The organism is Pseudoalteromonas sp. PPB1 (assembly GCF_015356275.1).
GTDB classification, from domain to species: Bacteria; Pseudomonadota; Gammaproteobacteria; order Enterobacterales; family Alteromonadaceae; genus Pseudoalteromonas; species Pseudoalteromonas rubra_D.
On the sequence record NZ_JACEQV010000007.1, the window covers coordinates 157606 to 181261 of the forward strand.

At 47.6% G+C, this 23656-nt stretch carries 14 protein-coding genes; 10 read left to right on the forward strand and 4 right to left on the reverse strand.

Going from position 1 to position 23656, the window contains the following annotated elements; all coding sequences use genetic code 11:
- Window positions 1-76 precede the first annotated feature (76 nt).
- Entirely contained in the window at window positions 77-961 is an 885-nt protein-coding gene (locus tag IY568_RS09385; RefSeq protein ID WP_125564020.1) for an NAD(P)-dependent oxidoreductase, read from the forward strand.
- Between the two features lie 84 nt (window positions 962-1045).
- Here the strand turns inward: IY568_RS09385 and IY568_RS09390 are convergent, their stop codons facing one another.
- Entirely contained in the window at window positions 1046-2392 is a 1347-nt protein-coding gene (locus IY568_RS09390; RefSeq protein ID WP_194867407.1) for a dicarboxylate/amino acid:cation symporter, read from the reverse strand.
- A 178-nt stretch (window positions 2393-2570) separates the two neighbouring features.
- Between IY568_RS09390 and IY568_RS09395 the strand changes: the two genes are divergently transcribed.
- The 3 genes from IY568_RS09395 to topA all read left to right on the forward strand — a co-directional run bounded on the left by IY568_RS09395 (window position 2571) and on the right by topA (window position 10382).
- The gene (locus tag IY568_RS09395) at window positions 2571-3728 is read left to right on the forward strand and encodes a hypothetical protein (protein ID WP_194867408.1); all 1158 of its coding nucleotides are present in this window, start codon (window positions 2571-2573) and stop codon (window positions 3726-3728) included.
- Window positions 3725-7486, forward strand: a complete 3762-nt coding sequence (locus IY568_RS09400; protein WP_194867409.1) for a hypothetical protein — start codon at window positions 3725-3727, stop codon at window positions 7484-7486. Before IY568_RS09395 ends, IY568_RS09400 begins: the two co-directional genes overlap by 4 nt.
- Before the next feature lie 253 nt (window positions 7487-7739).
- A complete protein-coding gene (gene topA / locus IY568_RS09405; RefSeq protein WP_125564027.1) occupies window positions 7740-10382 on the forward strand; it encodes a type I DNA topoisomerase in 2643 nt (880 codons plus the stop codon).
- 72 nt (window positions 10383-10454) lie between these two features.
- Here topA and IY568_RS09410 read toward each other — a convergent pair whose 3' ends face one another.
- Window positions 10455-10703, reverse strand: a complete 249-nt coding sequence (locus IY568_RS09410; RefSeq protein WP_194867410.1) for a hypothetical protein — start codon at window positions 10701-10703, stop codon at window positions 10455-10457.
- 220 nt (window positions 10704-10923) lie between these two features.
- Here IY568_RS09410 and IY568_RS09415 point away from each other — a divergent pair, with 220 nt between their 5' ends.
- The 3 genes from IY568_RS09415 to IY568_RS09425 are packed head-to-tail and all read left to right on the forward strand — an operon-like array spanning window position 10924 to window position 14286.
- A complete protein-coding gene (locus IY568_RS09415; RefSeq protein WP_194867411.1) occupies window positions 10924-12417 on the forward strand; it encodes an alpha/beta hydrolase in 1494 nt (497 codons plus the stop codon).
- Between the two features lies 1 nt (window position 12418).
- Window positions 12419-13153 carry an ATP-binding cassette domain-containing protein gene (locus tag IY568_RS09420; protein WP_125564230.1) on the forward strand — a complete coding sequence of 245 codons (735 nt, stop codon included), beginning with the start codon at window positions 12419-12421 and terminating at the stop codon, window positions 13151-13153.
- The gene (locus IY568_RS09425) at window positions 13150-14286 is read left to right on the forward strand and encodes an ABC transporter permease (protein ID WP_138536401.1); all 1137 of its coding nucleotides are present in this window, start codon (window positions 13150-13152) and stop codon (window positions 14284-14286) included. Before IY568_RS09420 ends, IY568_RS09425 begins: the two co-directional genes overlap by 4 nt.
- Window positions 14287-14324: 38 nt before the next feature.
- On the opposite strand, the gene IY568_RS09430 is transcribed toward IY568_RS09425, so the two are convergent.
- Window positions 14325-14570, reverse strand: a complete 246-nt coding sequence (locus IY568_RS09430) for a hypothetical protein (protein ID WP_125564233.1) — start codon at window positions 14568-14570, stop codon at window positions 14325-14327.
- A gap of 176 nt (window positions 14571-14746) precedes the next feature.
- Here IY568_RS09430 and IY568_RS09435 point away from each other — a divergent pair, with 176 nt between their 5' ends.
- From IY568_RS09435 to IY568_RS09445, 3 genes are all read left to right on the forward strand, one after another.
- Window positions 14747-15817 carry a hypothetical protein gene (locus IY568_RS09435; protein ID WP_194867412.1) on the forward strand — a complete coding sequence of 357 codons (1071 nt, stop codon included), beginning with the start codon at window positions 14747-14749 and terminating at the stop codon, window positions 15815-15817.
- 336 nt (window positions 15818-16153) lie between these two features.
- Entirely contained in the window at window positions 16154-18370 is a 2217-nt protein-coding gene (locus tag IY568_RS09440; protein ID WP_194867413.1) for a flavin monoamine oxidase family protein, read from the forward strand.
- Window positions 18371-18378: 8 nt separating this feature from the next.
- Window positions 18379-22062, forward strand: coding sequence for a serine/threonine-protein kinase PknK (locus tag IY568_RS09445; protein WP_194867414.1), 3684 nt, complete (start codon window positions 18379-18381; stop codon window positions 22060-22062).
- 45 nt (window positions 22063-22107) lie between these two features.
- Here IY568_RS09445 and IY568_RS09450 read toward each other — a convergent pair whose 3' ends face one another.
- A complete protein-coding gene (locus IY568_RS09450) occupies window positions 22108-23436 on the reverse strand; it encodes an anti-phage deoxyguanosine triphosphatase (RefSeq protein ID WP_125564241.1) in 1329 nt (442 codons plus the stop codon).
- Window positions 23437-23656 lie beyond the last annotated feature (220 nt).

Below are 23656 nucleotides of genomic sequence, written 5' to 3' on the forward strand. Positions count from 1 at the left end.
TTTCATTTGCCATGGCTAGATGGCTCAGGTATAACAACTCCATCTTTCTAGCTTAACAGCCAAATAGGACAAATTTATGTCAGTCAAAGTTGCATTCATCGGATTGGGGGTGATGGGCTATCCCATGGCCGGTCATTTACAACAAGCGGGTCATCAGGTGACCGTTTACAACCGTACAACCACAAAAGCAGAGTGCTGGGCGCAGCAGTATCAGGGGGCATTTGCTGCAACACCCAAAGAAGCCGTTACAGATGCTGAGCTGGTATTCATGTGCGTGGGCAACGATGATGACCTGAGATCCGTTGTGTATGGCGATAATGGGGTTTTGGCTGGTATGAAGCCGGATACCGTTTTGATTGACCACACGACAACCTCGGCTAAGGTAGCACGTGAGGTTGCGCAGCGAGCTGCCGAGCAAAACGTTGCATTTCTGGATGCGCCTGTATCAGGTGGCCAGGCTGGCGCTGAAAATGGGGTATTAACCGTGATGGTGGGCGGTGACCCTGAAGTATTTGCGCGTGTGCAACCCGTAATGGCGGCCTTCAGTCGTTTTAGTCAGCTCCTCGGAGAAGTGGGCTCAGGTCAGTTGTGCAAAATGGTGAATCAGATTTGTATTGCTGGTGTGGTACAGGGGTTGGCTGAGGGGCTTCACTTTGCGAAACAGGCTGGCCTGGACGGTGAAAAAGTGGTTGAGACAATTGCCAAAGGTGCAGCGGGTTCGTGGCAGATGGAAAACCGTTATAAAACCATGCTAGCGGGAGAGTATGACTTTGGCTTTGCCGTTGATTGGATGCGCAAGGATTTGGGCATTGCACTGGACGAAGCGCGCAGCAATGGCTCTTCATTGTCACTGACTGCAATGGTCGACCAATATTATGCCGATGTACAAGCACTCGGGGGCGGTCGCTTTGATACCTCGAGCTTGTTAGCGCGTCTTGATGCCATTCATGACAAGAAGTAGTTTGTTGTCTCTGTGAGGCGAGGCTGACAAATAAAAAAGGCAGGTGCTTAAGCAACCTGCCTTTTTTGGTATTTATTTACTCACTTAAGCTTTTTTCGACAGCTTGTCTAAGTCGATGTCTTCTTCCAGTGCTTTGGCTGCATCGGCATCATTGAATACTTCGGTATCCAGTTCACCCTCAGACTTGGCCACCACACAAGTTACCATACAGTCACCGGTAACATTTACGGCGGTACGAGTCATATCCAGTAGACGGTCAACACCCATTATGATGGCGATCCCTTCAACAGGCAGGCCAACCTGATTAAGGACCATAGCCAGCATGATTAGGCCGACGCCTGGCACACCTGCGGTACCAACTGAAGCCAAAGTGGCGGTCAGAATGACCATCAGATAGTCACTCAGGGTTAAATCTACAGCGAAGACTTGTGCGATAAAGACAGTTGCAACCCCTTGCATGATGGCGGTGCCATCCATGTTGATGGTTGCGCCCAGAGGTACGGTAAAAGAGGCGACCGAGTTATTAGCGCCTAGCTTTTTGGTGGCCGTTTCCAGTGTCACAGGCATAGTGGCACTTGAGCTTGATGTGCTGAATGCGAACATACAGGCATCTTTCATTTTTGCCAGGAAGGTGAGTGGGCTCAGGCCTGTCAGCACTTTTAGCAAAATACTGTAATTGACAAAAGCATGGATCAGCAGGGCTGCAACAACAACGAGGAAGTATTTACCCAGCTCGACAATCAGGTCCATTTCAATACTGGTAAATAGTTTGGCCATCAAACAGAAAACACCATAGGGTGCCAGGTTCATCAACAGGGTTACCAGCTTTAGCACTACGGTATTTAAATCTTCGAATACTTTTGCACAGCGCTTACCAGCATCACCACTTAATGCCATAGCGATACCAAACAACAGTGCAAACACAATAACCTGAAGCATATTGCCACTTGCCATTGCATTGATCGGGTTGGTCGGGAACATCCCGATAATAACCTGAGTGAGTGTGGGTGCTTGTTGAGCATTAAATGTCGCGGTAGTTGGAATTTCAACACCACCACCTGGACTAACGAGCAGAGCAAGTGAGATAGCCACTGTTATTGCGATAGCCGTAGTGGATAAATATAGCAAAATGGACTTACCACCCAGACGACCGAGTTTCTTTGGATCGCTCAGACTACAGGTGCCGACAACGAGAGAAATAAAGACCAGAGGCACAACCAGCATTTTTAGACTAGCGATGAAAATTTGTCCGCCAATGTGGAACAGACCATCAACGAAAAAGCCTTTGACCGGCAAATCGAACAGGCCCAGAGGGATTGAAACTTCAGGCTTATCGCCTAGTATGGATTGTATTAACAGACCCAAAATAACACCCAATACCATGCCCAGCATAATACGGGTTGTTAGGCTCATTTTTTTGTTTTGTGACATAGCCTTTGACATTGTCCTAACACTTCTAATTTACAAAATCGCTATAGCCTAACAGGATAGTTGAAGATGAACAGAAAAAATCGATGACGGCCGCTAAAAATTTGTGATTTTAGATCCACAATTGGGTTAACATGGTGAAAATAACTCAAAATTATTAGATTGCAAGGGAGAATCGAAAATGTCTCTGATGCGCTGGTTTAGTATTACTTTGCTCAGCTTGCTGATGATCGCCTGTGGTGGCGGTGGTTCGATTGAAAAAGACACCTCGGGAGGTGGCGGTACAAATACCGACTATGAATTGGTACTTACTACTAGTTCCGCGAGTGGGGGAAGCCTGAGTATCAGCAACCCTATTACTATTACGGCCAAGCTCACCAATGATGGTGCGCCCATTGCAAATAACCTGGTTAATTTCACTAATGATGAGTTTTCAGACTTTGCTTCTGTCAGTTCTCAGTTAACTGATAGCAACGGTGAGGCCAAAGTGACCATTATTGCCAATCGGGCAGCGGGAGCAGGTACTATTTCTGCCACCGCAGATGTGGGTGAAAATACCGTGACAGGCTCGGTGCCATATGCTGCTGATGGTGATGGTGGTATTCAGATTGCGATGACCATCACTGGTTCAGATGGACTGGCAATCGATGCGAGCAATCCAATTGCTGGTTCAGAAATCGCCACTGTTACTGCGATTCTCACGGATAATGGTACACCTCTGAGTGGTCAGGTGTTGGAGTTTTCAAGAGAAGCGGATAGTGAAAATCTGCTGGTTACCAATGGTAACTCTAACGTGCAAACTGATGCAAATGGTGCCGCCCGCCTACTGGTACAAGCCACAGACGAGGTAGGGGCCGGCTATGTGCAGGTTACATACAACGAAGATATTAATGCACGTATCGGTTTCGAGTCTGCAGGGAACCCTTTTTACGACAAAGAAATCTATGATCTGAGCGTTCAGCTGGTTGATGCAAATGATCAAACCTCTTCAGATCTCTCTTTAGCGACACCATTAACAGCAAAAATTCAGCTGACTTTAAATGAACAACCTGTTGCGAATGCTGACATTCTGGTCGAGGCGGAAGAAAGTGCGCGCTTTGCCAAGCCGACAGAATCAGTCAGAACGGATGCCACTGGTCAGGCTGAAATACAGCTCTTTGCAACGAGCACAGCGACGGTTGCGCAACAACTCGATGCTTTTACCGCGACATACATGTTAGCGGGTGAGGAGGCTGCAAGAACGGTTGCCAGCTATGTTGGTGCGGGCGATGGTGGTATTCAGCTGACCGTGAGTGTCGAGGATGCCCAGAATGAAGAAATAAACAAAGAGAATCCTTGAGTCTTGGTAAGGAAGGATTCCTTAAAGTTAATTTGAAAAAAGATGGTCAGCCTTTGGTCAAGCAATTGGTTACTGTGAGTGAGCTGGTGCTGGCTGATATCACAGACAATGGCACCGCTGAGACTGACAGCAATGGTGATGCTGAGCTGACATTGAGTGTCAACGATTCTCGTGGATGGGAGCAGTTTACAGTAACCTACACAGAAACAGACACGACCAATACAATAGTGAGTTCTGGCCGCTATTACTCAAATGGTCTTGCAGCAGGGGCTGGAGTGCAGTTGACGGTGACTGTTTTAGACCTTAATGGCAATGCTATTAATGAAGGCAATCCGCTCAGTGCGACAAATCCAGGTCAGGTCGTTGTGACCTTGCGCGAAGATGACACACCGCTAAGTAATGAATTGATCACTGTATCAGGTGGTTTAAAGGCGGTAACCTCTCCATCTGATGGCGTATCTAATACAAACTCAAGCGGTGAGGCAAGAGTCACCCTGATCCCGAATCAAGAGGAGGGTTGGGCTGAGGTCACCGCTTCGTTTGGTGACGGTGGCGCAGCCGTAACGAAAACAGCCCGGTATTTTTCAAGCGGCGATCCTAATTTCGGTGCAAGTGGTTATCAATTGACACTGGTCGGTAAAAACGCCCAGGGTGATGAGTCAAATTCACTGTCAGCGCAAATGCCGCTGACCATTGAGGCACGTCTTACGTTCAATGGTAATGTACAGGAAAATCAAAATATTCAATTGAGTGTGAATGAATTTGGTGTCCTGGACCCTGAGTCAGGCTCGGTACTGACTAATAACGAGGGGATCGCAACCATTCAATTATTAGACAATTCTATTTCAGGAGCAGGACGTGTAAGTGCACGTTATGAAGCCAATAATGGCGTTATCGTTACTCAGAATTTTAATTTCAATAGTGCCGGAGACGGCGGGGTAAATATTTCCATTGTAAGCATTCTGGATAGTGACGGAGATGCCATTTCTACTCAGCTTTCAGGTGGAAATAAACTCGCTGAGGATCATAATGGTATTGCCACTGTGCAGCTAATAGAAAATGGTCTGCCCTTATCCGGAAAGTTAGTGACGTTTACTACAGATTCGGTTGCTACTATGAACCCCCAAAGTGGCCGTGCTGTCACTGATGAAAATGGCTTTGCGAGTGTTGAGCTACTTGCGACCAATACTTCAGGGATCGGTGAAGTGTATGCAGAGTATCTGACATTCTCAACGCCTCGCGTCACCTTTGCCTCTGATGGTGCAGTGATTGTTGATGAGGGTGAGTATAAGATGGTTGTCCGGTTACTGATCAATTGTCAGGATGATTGGGATAGTAACCGAGATGCAACAGGGATAACGGACGCAGATCTGGCAAAGTGTGATGAAGTGACTAATGTCCCTTCAACTGAATTGGCCGAAGTGTATGTTAAATTGACACCGACTGCGAACCCGGATAAAGGCATTGAAAATGCGATTGTTAGTGTCCAAACCAACAAGGGGCAAATTCTACCTTCTTCTGGCCAAGTTCTGACTGATCTGCAAGGCGTTGGCTTACTGAAACTGCAACCGGGTGACTCAGGTGGTGCCGGTACGATTACAGCGAGTTACCTTGATGAGAGCGATACGAAAAACTTCTCTGTTGGTATTCAGGATCTGTTCTTAAGCTTAAGCAGTGAACTGGATTCCGGTGGTAATCGCGACAGTTTGGCCGCCGGTGACAGCTTTATTCTGACCGCGACGATTTTTACTGATGAGGCAGACCCGGATAATTCAATATACGGTCAGCCCGTCGATGTGGAGTTTACTTCGACCTGTGCTGATGAAGGGTTGGCAACCATAGATGGACAGGTGCGCTCTAAAGACGGTAAAGCATCTTCAACATATCGTGCTCAGGGTTGTAGCGGCAATGATACGATTGTGGTTACGGTGACTTCAGGCGGCGGTGTGAATGACCCGGAAAGCTATGTGTTTACGGTTGACGATGCGCCAGTACAAGCTATCCAGTTTATTGAAGCATCTAATGCCTTTATTGCATTACCGCCCGGCTTGGGTGCCACACCCACCACCTCAACGGTGAAATTTAAGCTACTGGATACGGATGACCGACCGTTAAAACAGAAGCAAATTGAGTTTAGACTGGCGGACTTGACCGGCTCTGCTGACCTTACCAACTACAAAGGCAGTACAGACAGTGAAGGATTTGCGCAGACAACCGTGCAATCCGGAGTTGTGCCTGGTGCCATCGTGGTTGAAGCCTGCTACATCTCTGATGAGGTTATTGCGTCTTATGCCACTACGAATGAGTATCCGACTTGCTGGCAATCTGTTATAGATCAATGTGCCGCAGACAATACTCACCCGAGATGCCCAGATGTGAACGATAACTTGACGCTGCGCTTGATCCCCGTTGCAGATCAGGTCAATGCTGTCTCTTCAGGTATCGTATTATCGTCGGGTGTACCAGATCAGAATAGCTTTGATATTGCTGCTGATAACCTAGTGTTAAACGCATTAAACTACGTAGGTGTGACGACCAATATTTCTGTTTATTTTGGTGACCAGTTCAACCAGTTAACCGGTGATAACCTGGTGGCAAGTGTCACAGCCGAAGCGGGCGTGGTCGGCAGTATTGATGGTACGGGCGGTTCTCCTTCATATCAGTGTGCGATTGTGGATGGCGTGTGTACCGTGCAATGGCGCAAGCAAGGTGAGTTCCCGTACAACGACACAGATACCTGGCGTAACACCATTGGCGATGTCTGTGATACATATGGTGGTCAACCTGTTCCCTGTATCAATGGTTTTCCATCTGTCTATCGTTATACCGATGCTGACGGTAATTTCTTGCAAGATCAAGATGGTAACGATATGACCGAGGTGGTAGATGGTGTTACGTTACCTGCTGAGTTGCCTGTGGTCAGAGGTGGACGGATCACTGTATTGGCCACTGCTAAAGGTCAGGAGAGCTTTATAGACAAGCAAAGCAGCGCAGATATTAGCAGAACGAACGGGATATTTGATGAAGGTGAGTTCTTCAGCGCGTTTGACTTACCGGAAGCCTTTGTAGATCACAACAAAAATGGCACATTTGATGCCATAGATTGTAATGATGCGGCTGAAGCACATAAATGTACGTTCAGGTTCAGTGATGGCGGTCACAATGAGACCTACCTGGATGGCAACAACGATCTGTCTTACACCAGTGAAGACAATAAATATAATGGCCTGTTATGTGGTGAACAAGCTTTGACAGGTGGCCATTGTACGCGTGATTTGGTTGATGTACGCCGAGATCTGGAGTTGATCATCGCAGGCGATGTACCTTACGCGCGCTTCGTCATCGCCAGCAACTTGATTGGCGGTGCCGCCTGTACGGGCACAATCAATGGTTTCAGTGGCCTGGAGCAGACGGAAGACGAGGATTACTGTGATTTGAATGTCGTTGATTTAACCATTGTTGAGTCAGCTGATGTTGAGATCTATTATTCAGATCTGTTCGGTAATGCATTTCCTACGGGAACTACTGTCAGTATCACAGCAGATAATGGGGAAATTTCGATTAGTGAAGTCAATACTATTGTCAGTGCCACTGATATCTACGGGATCAAAAAAGCCGTGGTGAAAGTCTCCCGGGAAACGGCCGCAAACAGTAAGACAACGGGTAATCTGACGATTACGTTTACCATTCCATCGCCGTTTGAAGGGCAAGATCCGACGATTGTATCAAAAAGTATGCAAATTATAGACGCGGGTTAATAGACTTAAAAAAGGGCCAAATCATTGGCCCTTTTCCTTTACCCCTTGAAATTCCTTTTATATCCGCTATATTCGCCCTTTCCATCAAGCAATCTATACGCCTGGGTAAATTAACAGCAACAATTGTTCATAAAATCACTGCTTGGCGAAAAGATCGAATGAAAAGCTTGTAACAATAGGTATTTGTGGATATACCTATATTTAATCGCGCCCAATGAAGGGCAACAACCAGACAGAAGTCAAATAGGCAGCTATGGGCAAATCGCTAGTAATCGTAGAGTCTCCCGCAAAGGCAAAAACTATCAATAAGTACCTGGGTAAAGACTACATTGTGAAATCCAGTGTCGGTCATATCCGTGATCTTCCTACCTCAGGCGCAGGCAAAACCAAAGGTCTGGCAACTAAATCTCCTGCTGAAGTGAGAAAAATGTCGCCAGAGGAAAAAGCTGAGTACAGAAAAAAGAAAGATTACGCGAACCTGGTTGCCCGGATGGGGATAGACCCGGAAAAGGGCTGGGAGCCGCACTATGAAGTGTTACCCGGCAAAGAAAAAGTGGTTCAGGAGCTGGCCAAGCTCGCAGAAAATGCCGACACCATCTATCTCGCAACCGATTTGGATAGAGAGGGAGAGGCCATTGCATGGCACCTGGAAGAAGTGATTGGTGCCGATGCAAGTAAATACAAACGTGTTGTATTTAACGAAATCACCAAAAATGCCATCACACAGGCGTTTGAGGCACCGGGTCAGCTAAACACGGACATGGTGTATGCGCAGCAGGCACGACGCTTTTTGGACCGCGTGGTGGGCTTTATGGTGTCACCTTTGCTATGGCAAAAAGTCGCGCGTGGATTGTCAGCGGGTCGTGTTCAGTCTGTGGCGGTACGCTTGCTGGTTGAACGTGAACGTGAAATCAAAGCCTTTATTCCGGAAGAGTTCTGGGATATTCACGCAGATACCGCACTGGCAGAGCAGGACGTTCGTTTTGCTGTGACTAAGTATCAGGGTGAAGCGTTTAAGCCGCTGAACGAAACGCAAGCCAACAAAGCCGTTACTGAACTGCAAAAAGCGCAGTATCAGGTTGTTAAGGTTGAAGAGAAACCCAGTAAGAGCCGCCCGAGTGCACCCTTTATAACGTCAACCATGCAACAGGCCGCCAGTACCCGATTGGGTTATGGTGTTAAAAAGACCATGATGCTGGCACAGCGTTTGTACGAAGCCGGTTACATTACCTATATGCGTACTGACTCAACCAACTTATCGAATGATGCGGTTGAAATGGCACGTGGCTATATTCAGGATAACTTTGGCGATAAGTACTTGCCGGGTGCCCCCATTAAATACAGTGCGAAAGACAATGCACAGGAAGCGCACGAAGCAATTCGTCCTTCAGATGTGAACATCCTTTCTGGCCATGTTGAGGGCGTAGATGCCGACGCTAAGAAGCTCTATGAGCTTATCTGGCGTCAGTTTGTGGCATGTCAAATGACACCAGCAGAGTATGACCTGACCAATATCACCGTAGGTGCAGGCGATTACACACTTAAGGCACGTGGCCGTGTGTTACGTTTTGACGGTTGGACACGCGTTCAGCCAGCAGTCCGTAAGAAAAATGAAGAAGAGCAGGCGTTACCCGCTGTGGCAGTGGGTGACATCGTTCAGTTGCAGGCACTTGATCCGAAGCAGCACTTTACCAAGCCACCGGCGCGTTTCAGCGAAGCAAGTCTGGTTAAAGAGCTCGAAAAGCGTGGCATTGGTCGTCCTTCAACGTATGCGTCGATTATTTCGACCATTCAGGACCGTGGCTATGTGCGGGTAGAAAACCGCCGCTTTTATGCCGAGAAAATGGGCGAAATAGTTACTGACCGCTTGATCGAAAACTTCGATGAGCTGATGGACTTTGACTTTACGGCCAAAATGGAAAACCGCCTGGATGAAATCGCAGAAGGCGATCGAGTCTGGACTCAGGTACTTGATAAGTTTTACGCTGATTTCTCTAACCAGCTCGATCTGGCTGGTAAAGAAGAAGCGGAAGGTGGTATGCGCCAGAATGTGATGGTTGAGACTGACATTGACTGTCCAACCTGTGGTCGTAAGATGGGGATCCGCACAGCGTCCACTGGGGTATTCCTGGGCTGTACAGGCTACAACTTGCCACCAAAAGAGCGCTGTACCACCACGATGAACCTGATCCCCGGAGATGAAGCGGTTGATGCTGATGTTGAAGACGCAGAAACTGAAAGCCTGAGACAGATGAAACGTTGTCCTATCTGTGAAACCGCGATGGATTCCTATCTGATAGATGAAAAGCGCAAGTTGCATGTGTGTGGTAACAACCCGGGTTGTAGTGGTTACGTCATTGAAGAAGGCAGCTTTAAAATCAAAGGCTATGATGGCCCGGTGATTGAATGTGATAAGTGTGGCTCAGATATGCAGCTTAAGTCTGGTCGTTTCGGCAAGTACTTTGATTGTACCAGTGATGACTGTAAGAACACGCGTAAACTACTTAAAAGCGGTGAGCCTGCGCCACCAAAAGAAGATCCGGTACACTTACCAGAGCTACCCTGTGAGAAATCTGAAGCTTATTTTGTGCTGCGTGACGGTGCATCTGGTATCTTCCTGGCGGCACATACATTCCCGAAATCCAGGGAAACCCGTGCACCAAAAGTGGCCGAGCTAAAGCGTTTCAGAGATCGGATCTCGCCTAAGTTCTATTATCTGGCGGATGCGCCGGAGCAGGACAATGATGGTAACCTGGCCGTTGTCAGATATTCACGTAAAACTAAAACACAGTACGTGATGACTGAAGTGGAAGGCAAAGCCACAGGCTGGAAAGCGACTTATGCGAACGGCAAGTGGGTCGAAGAAGAGAAAAAGCGCAAGAGCGCCAAATCTTAATGAGTCTGCTTGGGTGACAAGCAAGAGATAACAAAAAAGGCCAGCTTTGCTGGCCTTTTTACTGTTTGAGGATCAGATGTCAACTTCAGTCACGGTCAGATAGCCACTGGCAGTTAGCTCTTCGTTAACACACTGCAAAACGTACTGGCGTAGCGCATCGGTTGCCACTTCGTCATCCTGAGCCCATTCAACACACATTTGTGTCAGTTCGGCTATCAGGCTGGCTGGTGCGCTTTGTTGTTGCACATCATCAGCTACAGCGGAGATTGAAGTTAAAGTTGCGGCTAAAACGAAGCTCGCCAGCGCTGAAAATAGTTTCATTGATGTTTCCTTTTGTGTTTAGTGTCACGTTTCGTCACAGTGAGTTTTTAAATCAAAAGACAAAAAAAGAACAACGAAATAAATCACTCCTGAAGATAAGTGAATGTGATTTTGCAACAAATCGAGTGTTTATGATTAGGGAACTGCTGTTCTAACAGTGATATACTTCAACGACTTGACGTATCTATGGCCTTTTTTTAGGGCGATTAAGGACGGAATAATGACCAATTATCGCGGACGAATCCGCACACTGTTCAGGCACAGTCTTATTGCTTTAGGTCTGCTTGGTGCTCCTGGTAGTTACGCGACTGCGTTGGAAACAGCCAATCTGACACCTTGTTATACTAAGGGTCTGGCAGACAGGTTAATGTGTGGCAGCGTTGAACAACCTCTTTCAGAACAGGGTAACGATGAAAAAATCAGGATTCATTTTGCGGTGATCCCGGCCATCAAGCAGGTGCATCCATCGGAAGCCATCCTGGCATTTGCAGGAGGCCCGGGCCAGTCGGCCATTGAGGTTGCAGCCGTATTTGCCCGGATCTTACGATATGCTCGCGAAGATCGCGATATCATCCTGGTGGATCAACGGGGCACGGGAAAGTCCACCTTGTTGCAATGTGATATGGACCCACTTGAGGCACAGTTTGCCTTCAATGATGATGCTTTGCCTATTTTTGAATATAGCCGTGACGAAACCCAAAAGTGTAAAACGAAACTCAATACGGATCTGAGCAATTTTACGACGGTTGCCGCAGCCAGTGATTTTGAAGCGGTGAGACTGGCACTGGGATATCAAAAGCTGCACCTGTTTGGCGCTTCTTATGGGACACGTATTGCGCAGGAATATATGCGCCGCTATCCGCAAGCAGTGGCTAGTGCGACGTTGGACGGGGTAGTGCCTATGCAGCAAAGTCTGGTTGCCATAGGTGAAGCCATTGATAAGTCATTGCAGGCAATTTTTATCGATTGTGCTGAAAAAGCAGATTGCCGTCAGCAGTATCCCAAGCTGGACCAACAGTATCAAACTTTGATAACTCAGTTAGGAGCGCAACCGGCAATCGTTCAGATCCCACATCCCAGAACACATCGACCCATCCCGCTGGTTTTGACACAGAGTAAAGTACGCTCGGCCGTTCGCATGGCGCTTTACAGTCATACTACGCGCGCTCTGGTACCGTTGGCTATCAGCGAAGCTAGCAGAGAAAACTATTTGCCATTGGTGGGCCTGATGGGCAGTGATTCGGCGTTTGGTTCGTTGGCTATGGGTATGCACAGTGCCATTGTGTGCGGTGAGGACTGGCCTGTGCTGACACCTCAAGAACGAGCGCGGTTTTCAGCGACCTATTTCGGTCGCATGATGATAGAGTCGCTCGATGCAAGCTGTCCTGTTTGGCAGGTTGATGCCGTAGACAAAACCTTCTATCAACCATTAACGACTAGTATACCAACGCTATTGTTATCTGGCGGGTTAGATCCCGCAACACCACCTGAGTGGGCAGAGCTGGCGATGGAAAATATGGCTAATGCGCGTCATCTGATTGCCGAAGAAGCAACACATGGTGTGGCTGCACAAAGCTGTGCTGACAAACTGGTCGCTGAATTTATTGATCATGGTGAACTAAAGAGACTGGATGCCAGTTGTTTGAGTAAAACAGCAGTGAAACGGTATTTTATGAATCCCAATGGTCCAGTATTAGTTAAAGAGGAGCCGTAATATGATCACTGTGCATAATCTACAGAAACAAATCGCGTCGGTGAATGCGCTGGACGGACTGAGTTTCAGTGCAGAGAATGGCCAGATCACTGGGTTGCTTGGCCCCAATGGTGCAGGCAAAACAACCTGTCTGAGGACAGTGTTTGGATTATTACAGGCAGATCAGGGATACGCAGAAATAGACGGGATTAAAGTTCATGAGGATCCCATGGCAGCCAAGCAGCAGCTTGGTTTGTTTCCGGACCCGTGTGGTTTGTATGAACGCTTGACACCCAGAGAGTATATTCAGTTTTATGCCGAGCTGAGCGGGATGGCCAAATCACAGGCCATATCGGCCACGCAACGCGTGATTGAGCAGTTGCAAATGATGGACATTGCTGACAGGCGCTGTCAGGGCTTTTCCCAGGGCCAGCGAATGAAAACGGCACTTGCGCAGGCAATCGTTCATCAGCCACGCAACATCATTCTTGATGAACCAACACGCGGTCTGGATGTTATGAGTACCCGTGTACTCAGAGAGTTATTATTGATGCTCAAGGCGCAGGGACATTGCGTGTTGTTCTCCAGCCATGTGATGCAGGAGGTGGCAGCCCTGTGTGATCATGTGGTGGTCATGGCAAAAGGCAAAGTGGTTGCGCAAGGCACACCTACGCAGTTGTGTGAACAAACGGCCAAATCGAGCCTGGAAGAGGCTTTTATTGCTCTGATCGGCAGTGACGAGGGGATAGCGGCATGATGAAGCAAGTCAATATCCTGTTCAAGAAAGAGCTACTTGATGCGTATCGCGATAAACGTTCGGTCATGGCCGGGCTTTATTATGCGTTTGGCGCGCCGATCGTGATGTGTTTGCTGTTTTCAATACTGTTACAACAAATGGCTTCACCTGAAGCACTTAAGATCACCATTTCTGGTGCTGAACGTGCACCTAATCTCGTGCAGTATCTTGACAGTGTCGACATAAGCCACAGTGATGAAGCCGATACAAAACCTATCCACCTGGAGATTGATGATGCATATCAACAGGATATGGCGACAGGTCGCAGTGCAACAGTGGTGATTGTTGCTGATAAGTCTGATAGCAAGCTGATAAAGTCGGTCCGGCGACTGGAAACGGCATTGCTAAGGTATAACAGCGAAGTCGCGGGATTACGTTTGGTGGCTAGGGGGATTGATCCTGGTTTGATGCGTGCCCTGGATGTACAAACGCAGGATCAGGCCACGCCAGATGCCAAAGGCGGTTTGTTTCTGGGAATTGTCACTTTGTCTATTATCATTGCGGTTTTTTATTCGGCGATGAACTTAGGCATAGATACCAGTGCAGGCGAGCGTGAACGTAATTCACTGGCACTATTGCTCAGTCATCCGCTCAGCAGTATGCAGATTGTGCTGGCCAAAGTTGCCGCGATTGCGACTTTTTCGGTTCTGGGTCTGGCCCTGGTGCTGATCGTATCAAAGTTTGCTTATGCCATGGTGGCCTGGGAGCAGCTGGGATTTAGTATTACCCTGGATCAGCGCTTCATGGTGGTTAGCCTGATCATCGGTATTCCAATCGCACTCATGTCTGCCAGTATGCTTATCTTCGTCTCTTTTATGGCAAAGTCGTTTAAAGAGGCACAGTCCTACGTCACTATGGTACTGATGGTACCAGTGGGCCTGAGTATGATGACCAGCTACGATATCGCCACGGAGACAATTCAATGGTTGCCGATTGCTGCACAGCAGTACGCGATGATTGAACTGATCAAAGGTAACGCCTTACCATTGGCACCGCTGGCAGTGGCGTCGGCGTCTACTTTGGCATTGTTTGGGCTGTTCACTTACCTGAGTAGCAGAATGCTGAAAAGTGAAAAAGTGGTGTTCGGTTTATAAATACAGCAACACTTTATCTCCTATCAAGCCGGCAGACCTTAGCCGGCTTGATAGAAGAATAAAAAGACGGGCAGGCAGATAAGCAGTCCGACAAAAAAGAGTTTGAAAAAGCCGTCTCTGTTCTCGGTCAGATCAGCCAAGCCGATACTGTCTTGCCCATTCCGCTCAAAAGGCCTGAAGTGCCTGTATATCTTCATAGTGAGCAAACCAACAATAAATGGCAGTACAACTACCGCCACGATTAATATCACCAAATACCAAGCTTCCGGTACCGTATTTCTCATTGTCTAAGCAACCTGATTAAAATAGGTACATTAGCAAAGAATCTCCTGGCCATAAAGCACTTCCACGTAATGGGTCGTAATGGCAAAAAAGTCAATTTTCGACTCTACTCTGATTGGGTGCTATTTGGCACCTACAACCACAGAGCAAAGCAAGTTACGCGTTAAGGAGCACAAACATGTCACATGTTACAATTAAAAGGGTCATGGGGTTTGGAGGGGAAACGCTGGCTGAGTATCGGGCTCAGCAGATGAAAGAGCCGCGCTGGCAATATGTTACTCAAGGTGTGTCCGATGCTGATTTGGATAACAACTTTGAGTTTTTAAACGGGGCAGTGCTTGACCGTAAAGTAGGCACACACCTATTGCAAACTACGACCGGATTGTTTGGCCCAATTCGGACAGGCACAATTGTTCACCTTGATCCAAATGCAGCGAACCAAGTGATTCAAAGCGACAGGGCACCACTTAACCCAGAGGGGGATCTCATCACGCGTCTTAACCAGCTTCACGATGTGCGCACCGGTAAGCCGCCAGGGGCCGACAATGCGTTGGCGGTAAGTGGTTTTTGGACTGCTGCGACGGACGGTGCGGGGATCGCTGGCCTGGACGGCGCCTCTAACGTGTTTGGTAGTACAGGCCAGCTTATACTCAACTCTGAATGTGCCGGCGAGCCGGTATCGCTTACATTTCCATTGTTGCGATTTGGCTCAACTGAACAAGAGCAATGCAATTACCTTGAGACGCTCGCTTACTATGGTGGAACGTTACTTCAGCCGGGCGAGCAGTTTGACTTAGGCTTCACGCAGGATTTGTGGGGCATTCAGTACGATCAGAAACTACCTGAGTATGTGACAGAGTATGAGTTTAGCCCAACTAAAGGTGGAGGCTTGTTTGTCGAGCATCATCCTTTCCCCCATATCTGGCTTCCGGCGACAGGCATCGACCCGGCCTTTAAAGAACCGACAGTTTCCAGAATATTGCTAGGTCGCAGGCTCAATTGCAGTCACGAAGATGGCTATTATCGCACCGTCACCAATGAGCAATACCACTTCACTGTGTTTGAGGTACCAAACGATGGGAGTGCGCTCGCTATTCGTCCTCAGTGCATCCACAACGATAGTTTCACGAAAGGGGCGCAAACCGTGTTCCTGGGTAATACCGCGGCGAATACTGTGGCACTGCGCCAGAGCATGCCCGTGACAGAGATGGTGGTGGGCAACACGCCTGTGTCTGGTCTGTCAGATTAACTGCCATATGTCGTACAGTACGAGGCCTGTTCTGGGCCCGTACTCCTTCCTGAAGTTAGTTTCTATTTAATGATCCTTCAACACACGCTAAATAAACTTGAATATTTTTAATGATAAAACTCATCCAATTATTGCATTTCTACCAATTTATAGACTAAACCAGAATAATGATGAAAATCATTCAATACATTTGGTGTTGCTCAAGCCTTTGCTTTATAAGATATTTTGTTCACTGTTAAGGTTGTTATACTATCGCTTATAAGGCGAATATTAACCTAAATCTTACTAGTCGCTGTCTGTTTCACTGGCAGTCAATTTCAAGAGAGGGAGACGTACATGAACAAAGATACCATTATTATCGGTGCAGGATTTACCGGCTTAGCGGCGGCAGCCGAGCTACAGAAAAACCAGCAAGATTTTGCGATTCTCGAGGCAAGTAATCGGCTCGGCGGGCGAAACTTCAGTTTTAAAATCACGCAGCACCTTGATACTCCCGGCGTGGAATATGAACACGGCTCTCAATATATCGGCGAGTCGCAGGAGCCTTTATGGTCTGTGGTTAAAGGGGAACCGTTTTATACCTGGCTGAAAACACACTATCCTGATTATGTACATCCGGATACTCCGGACACAGAGTACAATGAGGATACGTTACCTCCCTATATTGTAGACAACTTTGCTGAGAGACTTGATTTTCCAGAGCAAGTGTTAATTCTCAGAGATGAGAACAACGAGCCAAAGCGGTTTCCGTTCAATAAGTTCCAGACGCCATATTGTATTACCGGGTTACCCAGCGGTATCGGCAAACGCAGTGTTGCCGCGATAGGCCTGGTGTCACTTGATATCCTGTATATTGAATCATGTATCAACGTGGACCAGCCCTGGGCGTCAGACTTCAAGGGGTTATATACTGCTAAACAATTAGACTCCATTACACTCGAGCAATGGCTGCATGAAAAACCACGCCGTGGTTATATGACACCAACGGCGCTTGATTCCATAACCATCGCGGCTCAGGCCCTGCTATCAGTTAATCCAAGCGAAATATCAGCGTTATATTTCTTCTGGTATTGTGCGTGTAACGGCGGATTTTTCAATGAAGTCAACGATGCGAAAAACGGCCCCCAGCAATACTGGTTGCGATGTGGATTCGGAAAAGTCCTGGAATTTATGAGCAAAGATTTCAAGGATAGCATTCACTATGAGCAGGTGATTGAATCTGTTTCGGTGGATGAGCAGGCTGAATTTCCGGTTTGTTTGACCCTGTCTGATGGAGTCGTCCATCGCGCGAAAAAGCTTATTGTGGCTGTATCACCTCATACAGCAAACAAAATTCAGTGGCCAGCAGATTTAGACGAGTCCTACAAAGTACTCATGAATCAAAAGATGGGCAGAACTTTGAAGGCACAAGTATTCTATGAGACCAGTTGGTGGAATGACATAGATGGTACCGGGTGGCAGGGCTACTCAGGTGGTGCGTCATATCCGGTTTTGTGGACCATGGACAATACAGCCTGTGATGCGAATGGTCAGCCAAGACCTTGTTTAATGACCTTTACCATTGGCGATCAAATTACTGAGTTGGAAGCGTCTATCGCTAAATCTGGCAGTGACCCGGACGAGGCGTTAAAGCGCTTTTTGACTAAACACATTAGTTATCTGTTCACCGGTAAATATGATTATGAACCCGCAATGGAACCTATTGCCATCACGGCTAATCTGTGGGCCAAACAAACAGACAAAAGTGGTTTTGAAAAAGGCGCATTTATAGGAGGCGGACCAAATACGGTATTCGCGCCTGGCGTCCTGACTGAGCCTGTGCAAGATGGCAAGTCGGCGATGGCTTTTGCAAATACGCCATGGCGAGACCTTATCTATTTTACCTCCTCTGAGGTGGCACGTAACCTGCACCCAGAAACGCCGAATGCTATGGCGTTTATAAACCCTAAAGACGTTGATAAAGACTCGAAAGGGAAGTCTGAAAAGGCAGATAATCAGAGTCCGAATACGACTCTCGCTTTTGCGTCCAGCCAGCCTGAAAAAGCTGGGATAGTACCCATTTCACAGTACTCAGATAATCGACTCGACCTGGGTTATATGAACGGTGGCTTGTATGCAGGCCAATATGCGGCACAGCAGCGGATCCAGGGCGCCGGGTTTGAAGTACCAAAGCCTGATCCTATGTCTTCTTACAGCAAAAGCTGGAATGAAGTGAAAACACTCGCTTACGTATTTGTCCGAGGTATTGAGGCGTTCTTAGAGTTGGGGACTGCTTTGCATGTCATTTCCGACAGCCAGATTGACAGTTTGATATCAGCCATACTCGGTGATGAAACCAGGCAATGTGAGCTCAAGGGCGGCATTGGCACCCAGCTGAAGTTACGGGCAGCACAGTTGTTTAACAGCAATGATGAGATAGCTGTTGATGTGCTGGCTGAAGTGGCTCGCGTATCGCCGCAGGCGTATCAGGCTATTCTGGATGGATTCACCAGCGACGATCCGCGCCAGGTTGATTTCCTGAAGCGTTTATTTGGACAAAACCGCGAGTCGTAACCTTGTCAGTGTTTTCCAAACAAACAGTAAACTACCCATCCCGTATTGGCGATTATGTCATTCGAGGCATATTAGGCCGCGGCGGGATGGGGGTGGTATATGAAGCCTGGGATGAGGCAAACAATCGATTCGTTGCCTTGAAAACCATCCAGGGCACTGAGCCTGTGTCGCTTTATCGGTTCAAGCTGGAGTATCGACAAGTCGCGCAGATAGCACATCCAAACTTAGTGAGTCTGTTTGGCCTCACCTTTATAGAAGGGGCGTGTTATATCGTTATGGAGCTTATCAGAGGCTCCTTGCTCAGCCATTTTGTCGCGCAAAGTCACAGCGATACTATGCTTGACACCATAGTGGCCACGCGTACTTTGTCTGCGACTGACTCACCAATACCCAGTGCACCTGCGAGACAGGACTATATTGCGCCACTCAGGCTCGATGTGTTGAGTCTTGCCCATCAACTTGCCAGAGCTATATGTGCCTTGCATGGTGGGGGTGTACTGCACTTAGATATTAAGCCAAACAACATTATTCTCACCTCAGGTGGTGAGCTGAAACTGCTTGATTTCGGTGTTTCCCAGTTGAAAACCGCGCAACGGGGCCACACACCGCTGCAACAGTTGGGGACGCCAAAGTACATGGCACCTGAGTGTTTATCAGAGCAAGTACAGACAGCGGCAAGTGACTGGTATAGCTTTGCGGTGGTGATACTTGAACTGGTGACAGGGCGGAGCGCCAAAGAGCTGGTTATCTTACCAGATGACAAAGGAATGTTTGAGAAGCAGGTTTCTACGATCCTGCATCAACACCTGCATAAGGCGTTGATTGCTATCCTCGCCAGAGCTTTATCACCCGATCCGCACGACCGACCGACAGGAAAAGAGGTACTGGCGGCGTTTGATGCCAATGATGCCTTTTTAGCAACGACGGATGTATCCGATGAGACCAGAGTTTTTGTAGGCCGTGAAAAAGACCTGGAGATGCTGAATGAGGCGTTTTGTACACACACCGGAGGGCAGCACCAGCTAATATGCGTGGAGGGATCTCCAGGTATAGGAAAAACGAGCCTGGTAGAGCAGTTTCTAAGTTCATTAGACAACGTTGTGGTATTGCGAGGGCGATGTCATGAGCGAGAAACAGTGCCATTCAAAGCGTTGGACATGTTGATTGATGATTTTGCGCAATACCTGAGTGCAGTCCCTCCTCAGATACGGTGCAGATATATTGTCGATGGTTTTCAGTATTTGGCGATTTTATTTCCTGTGCTGCGTGGATTTGTTTCGCATGGAAAGTGCGATCCCAATATGGATGCGATGCATTGTCGTGCGCTGGCAATGAAAGCACTGGCAAATAGCTTGTCCTTGTTGGTGAATAAGCAGCAAGTCATTTTGTTCCTGGATGATATTCAATGGGGTGATGAAGATAGTGCACAATTGCTGGTCAGCTTTTTAGAGTATTTACCTGAAAAGTGTCCGTTTATTATTCTGAGTAAGCGTACCGAAGTTTCAGAAGAGAATCGATTTGCTGCTGTGCTCGAACGGTTTCAGCACGCACCAGACTGCCCTGTCACATTCGAGAGCATCACGGTAAATCCACTAACACCAATCCAAAGTACTGAAATGCTGGAGGCTTTACTTGAGGATAGTCAGGCTGCTAAGTCTGACAGTGCGCATGATATTGTGCGAATCAGTAGAGGTGTCCCTTTTTTAATGGAGCAGTTACTTCATTTTGGCCTGCAATCTGACATGGATGAGATAGATGGCCATGCGATCATACAGCTGCGACTCAATGAGTTGTCTCCCGAGTCGAGAGAAATCCTAAGTTTCGTTGCCATTGCGGGCCAACCTGTAAAGGCAGATACGATCCTCTCCATTGTAGGTGATATCCATATTGATGATTTTACCTTTACCTGTTTGCGCGCTCAGCGACTTTTAGTCGTGCAAGCTGGAGGCCATGTACAGTGCTTCCACGATCAAATTCGAGAATCAATATTGTCGATCGAGTGTAGTGCGCTTTTGAGGGTCAGAGCAGGCAAATTGGCTGCGGCATTAGCTGAAGATTGTAAATCGGATAATGCGTTTTTGGGACAACTGTTTTACCAGTCTGGCCAAACACAACGCGCTATTGATTGCATGATACATGCTGCCGACGAAGCTGAACTGGCGTTGGCTTTTGGTCGGGAGGCAGACATCTGTCATCAGGTGATTTCCTGGTTGCCAGATAGCAGGCAGGCAGAAGCGTATGGGTTAACTGAGCGAAGAGCCATCGCTTTATCCAGGGGCGGCTATGGGGTTCAGGCTGCAGAACTTTTTGCTGAACTGGCAAAAACAGACGGTCTCTGCGACTCAGAACGGGCCCGATTAAATGGCATGGCCGCCAGTCAGTTTATGTATGGTGGTCACATTGAAAAGGGTGAAGATCTCTTCAAACCGCTATTAAAAAAATGGCGATTACCTTATCCGGGTTCGACAAAAACAGCGATGCTTCGGATAATCTGGAGTATCGTGGTACTTGAAGTTAGGCGCAGGTGGCTTAAAAAGGAGAAATTAAGCGCTGAAGTCTCAGATCCGAAAATAGAGCTGGTCTTTTCTGTGGCGAACTCTTTAAGCAACTGGGATCCTATCAGGGGATTGTACTTTTCATTACTGAGCTTGCGTTTGGCCATTAATAAAAAGGATTTGAAACGGACGGTTCAAGGGTTAAATATCTACGCATTTGCCCTGTCTTATGGCGGTACGGCAAGACATAAGAAGATTAGCTCGCGGATTTTCGAGCAGGCCAGTCAGTTGGGAGAGAGCCTCACAGAACCCGAGTATAAAATGCACCGAACTCTCCTAGAGGGAGTGTCTCTTTCAATCCAGAGTGAATACCAGGCAAGTATCGAAATGATAATGCATGCCGAGGAGCAGTTTTCTACCAAAATTTTCGATGCGCAGAACAACGCTGTGATAGCGCGAACAACGGCGACACATATTTTTTGGTTAATGGGTCGTGTACACAAGATCGGTGAGTTGGTGCCACAATGGATCCTGGATGCAAAATCTCGGGGAGACCATTTCTCTTTGGTTGAGCTGAATATGTTTATGGGTGTTTATCATGCCGCTAATGGTGAGATGGAGCAAGGCAGGGGCATTATCAATGACGCGATAGCGTCATGGCCGCTTGCCGAGTTTACCTATCAGCATTGGGTTGCATCGAAAGCCTTAATTCAAATTGGTCTGATGACGGGGAACATCGAGGATACTTGGGTGAAATTGCGTGAAGATCTTCGTCAGGCAAAGCGTGCCGGCTTATTTGGCTCGATTTCTGTCAGGACGGACTACTTGTTCTTGCATGGCAGAGTGGCACTTGCTCGCGCACAACACGACCCGTCGATGGCATCCAAAATGCTTAAAGTTGCAGAACGGGATGCAAAGGGCCTGCTGAAAGAGATAGCACATTCAGCAAGAGGATATGGATACTGTTTACGTGCCGGGATTGCACGGATCAAAGGAGCGGAAAAAGCGTCTCTTGATGCGCTGGCCAGTGCAGAAAACCATTTTGCGAAAGCGCAAATGGAGCTACATCAGTTAATGATGAAACGCTGTGCGGTACAGAAACTGAGTAATAAGCGGACTATTGAGATAAATGAATATATTTCTGGTTTGGGTATAAAAGATCCCGCGCTATATCAGCGGATATTTTATCCAGAGTAGACGTTTGAATTTTTCAACAGTTTGGTTTTTTCTTTGCGAAGCGGCTCACATAGATGGGCCGCTTTTTATTGGGGATTGCATACCGGTGTTACCGAACAAACGCTGATAACAACGTCTTGCATACTCATCTGTCATGCCGGAAAGATAGTCGGCCAGTACACGCATTTGCGCTCTTTCATCGGAGGCTTGAGTGAAATGCGCCTGGGTTGTATAGGGCAGTAATCGCAACGGATCGCTCTGGAATGCACCAAATAAATCAATCAACATGTTTTGGCCGCTGAATTCAATTTGTTGCATTTTGGGGTCGCGTATAAGGCGAGAAAACACAAAGTGTTTGAGTACTCCCAGAATAGCTTCAAATTCGTCTGAGAGCTTCACGGTATGACGCAACAGCGGATCGCTGAATTCAGTATCCTGAATAGTCAGTTCGCAGTTGACGATAAACAAATTCACCAGCTCGCCAATCACATCTTTGCGTAGCGATTCATCGTGCGAGAATAGTCGTTCACTGATGCTGTCGAGATGCTCATCCAGCCATGGGGAATTGATTTTTTGCAACTCAGGCAGGGCGTATCGTTGCCACTCTCGCTCGCTCAGGGTCTCGGTGGCAATTGCATCTTCCAGATCATGCACCGCATAGGCGAAATCATCGGCGTATTCCATGATGGCGCTATCGAGCGATTTGAAGCGAGTCTTGGCTTTAAATTCATTGACTGGTACATGGCTTTGCAGCAAAGTTCGATCGTCTTCATTGAAGGGTAAGAGGATCCAATCCAGTACGTCTTTGTCACACTGATAAATGCCTTTGGCTGGTAGCCATTGTTGGGTATAGATAAAGCGTTGACTGGGATCGGGCTGTGGCATGCTAAGACATAGCTCATCGATCACTGCCGGATATTTTATAAACCCGAGTAAAGTTCGGCGGGTCAGATTCATACCATACCCTTTGGAGTAGGGCTCTAATTTAGTCACAATCCGTAGAGTTTGTGCATTGCCTTCAAAGCCGCCATGATCGCGCAATAGATAATTCAGCGCGATTTCTCCGCCGTGACCAAAAGGTGGGTGGCCAATATCATGTGCAAGGCAGATGGTTTCCATCAGGCTGGAGGAGGGAAGCCAGGCAAACTCGGGGTGCTGATTTCTGAGATGGCGAAGCAACCCTGTACCTATCTGAGAGACTTCGAGTGAGTGAGTCAGGCGGGTGCGGTAAAAGTCATTGACGCCGATACTCATAATCTGTGTTTTTGACTGCAGGCGCCTGAATGCCGCGGCATGAATGATCCGGGAGCGATCTGTCTGCCAGGCTGAGCGGTTGTCATTAGGGCGGTATTTTTTCTGATCCAGCTGTCTTTGTTGCCAGGGTGACTGACTCATAAGTGTCCTTTATTCAATGCGCTACTGTGCTCAGTATATCCACTGAACATGTCGGGATAAAAGAAAAAGTAATCAAAGCACTAGGTGAGTTTGTGTCCACCAGGTAGTGGTGGCCACGATAAAATGCAGAAATTCGCGTTTAGTGGTAAATTTTGGTATCATTGTTCGCTAATTTGAAAATGAAAGAGCAAAGTACAGCAGGGATATTCTGTTAGGGATT

Excerpts from the sequence above, each read along its gene's own strand:
- IY568_RS09385 (WP_125564020.1), top strand. The coding sequence starts at position 77 with ATGTCAGTCAAAGTTGCATTCATCGGATTGGGGGTGATGGGCTATCCC.
- IY568_RS09390 (WP_194867407.1), bottom strand. The coding sequence starts at position 2,392 with ATGTCACAAAACAAAAAAATGAGCCTAACAACCCGTATTATGCTGGGC.
- IY568_RS09395 (WP_194867408.1), top strand. The coding sequence starts at position 2,571 with ATGTCTCTGATGCGCTGGTTTAGTATTACTTTGCTCAGCTTGCTGATG.
- topA (WP_125564027.1), top strand. The coding sequence starts at position 7,740 with ATGGGCAAATCGCTAGTAATCGTAGAGTCTCCCGCAAAGGCAAAAACT.
- IY568_RS09410 (WP_194867410.1), bottom strand. The coding sequence starts at position 10,703 with ATGAAACTATTTTCAGCGCTGGCGAGCTTCGTTTTAGCCGCAACTTTA.
- IY568_RS09415 (WP_194867411.1), top strand. The coding sequence starts at position 10,924 with ATGACCAATTATCGCGGACGAATCCGCACACTGTTCAGGCACAGTCTT.
- IY568_RS09420 (WP_125564230.1), top strand. The coding sequence starts at position 12,419 with ATGATCACTGTGCATAATCTACAGAAACAAATCGCGTCGGTGAATGCG.
- IY568_RS09425 (WP_138536401.1), top strand. The coding sequence starts at position 13,150 with ATGATGAAGCAAGTCAATATCCTGTTCAAGAAAGAGCTACTTGATGCG.
- IY568_RS09430 (WP_125564233.1), bottom strand. The coding sequence starts at position 14,570 with ATGAGAAATACGGTACCGGAAGCTTGGTATTTGGTGATATTAATCGTG.
- IY568_RS09435 (WP_194867412.1), top strand. The coding sequence starts at position 14,747 with ATGTCACATGTTACAATTAAAAGGGTCATGGGGTTTGGAGGGGAAACG.
- IY568_RS09440 (WP_194867413.1), top strand. The coding sequence starts at position 16,154 with ATGAACAAAGATACCATTATTATCGGTGCAGGATTTACCGGCTTAGCG.
- IY568_RS09450 (WP_125564241.1), bottom strand. The coding sequence starts at position 23,436 with ATGAGTCAGTCACCCTGGCAACAAAGACAGCTGGATCAGAAAAAATAC.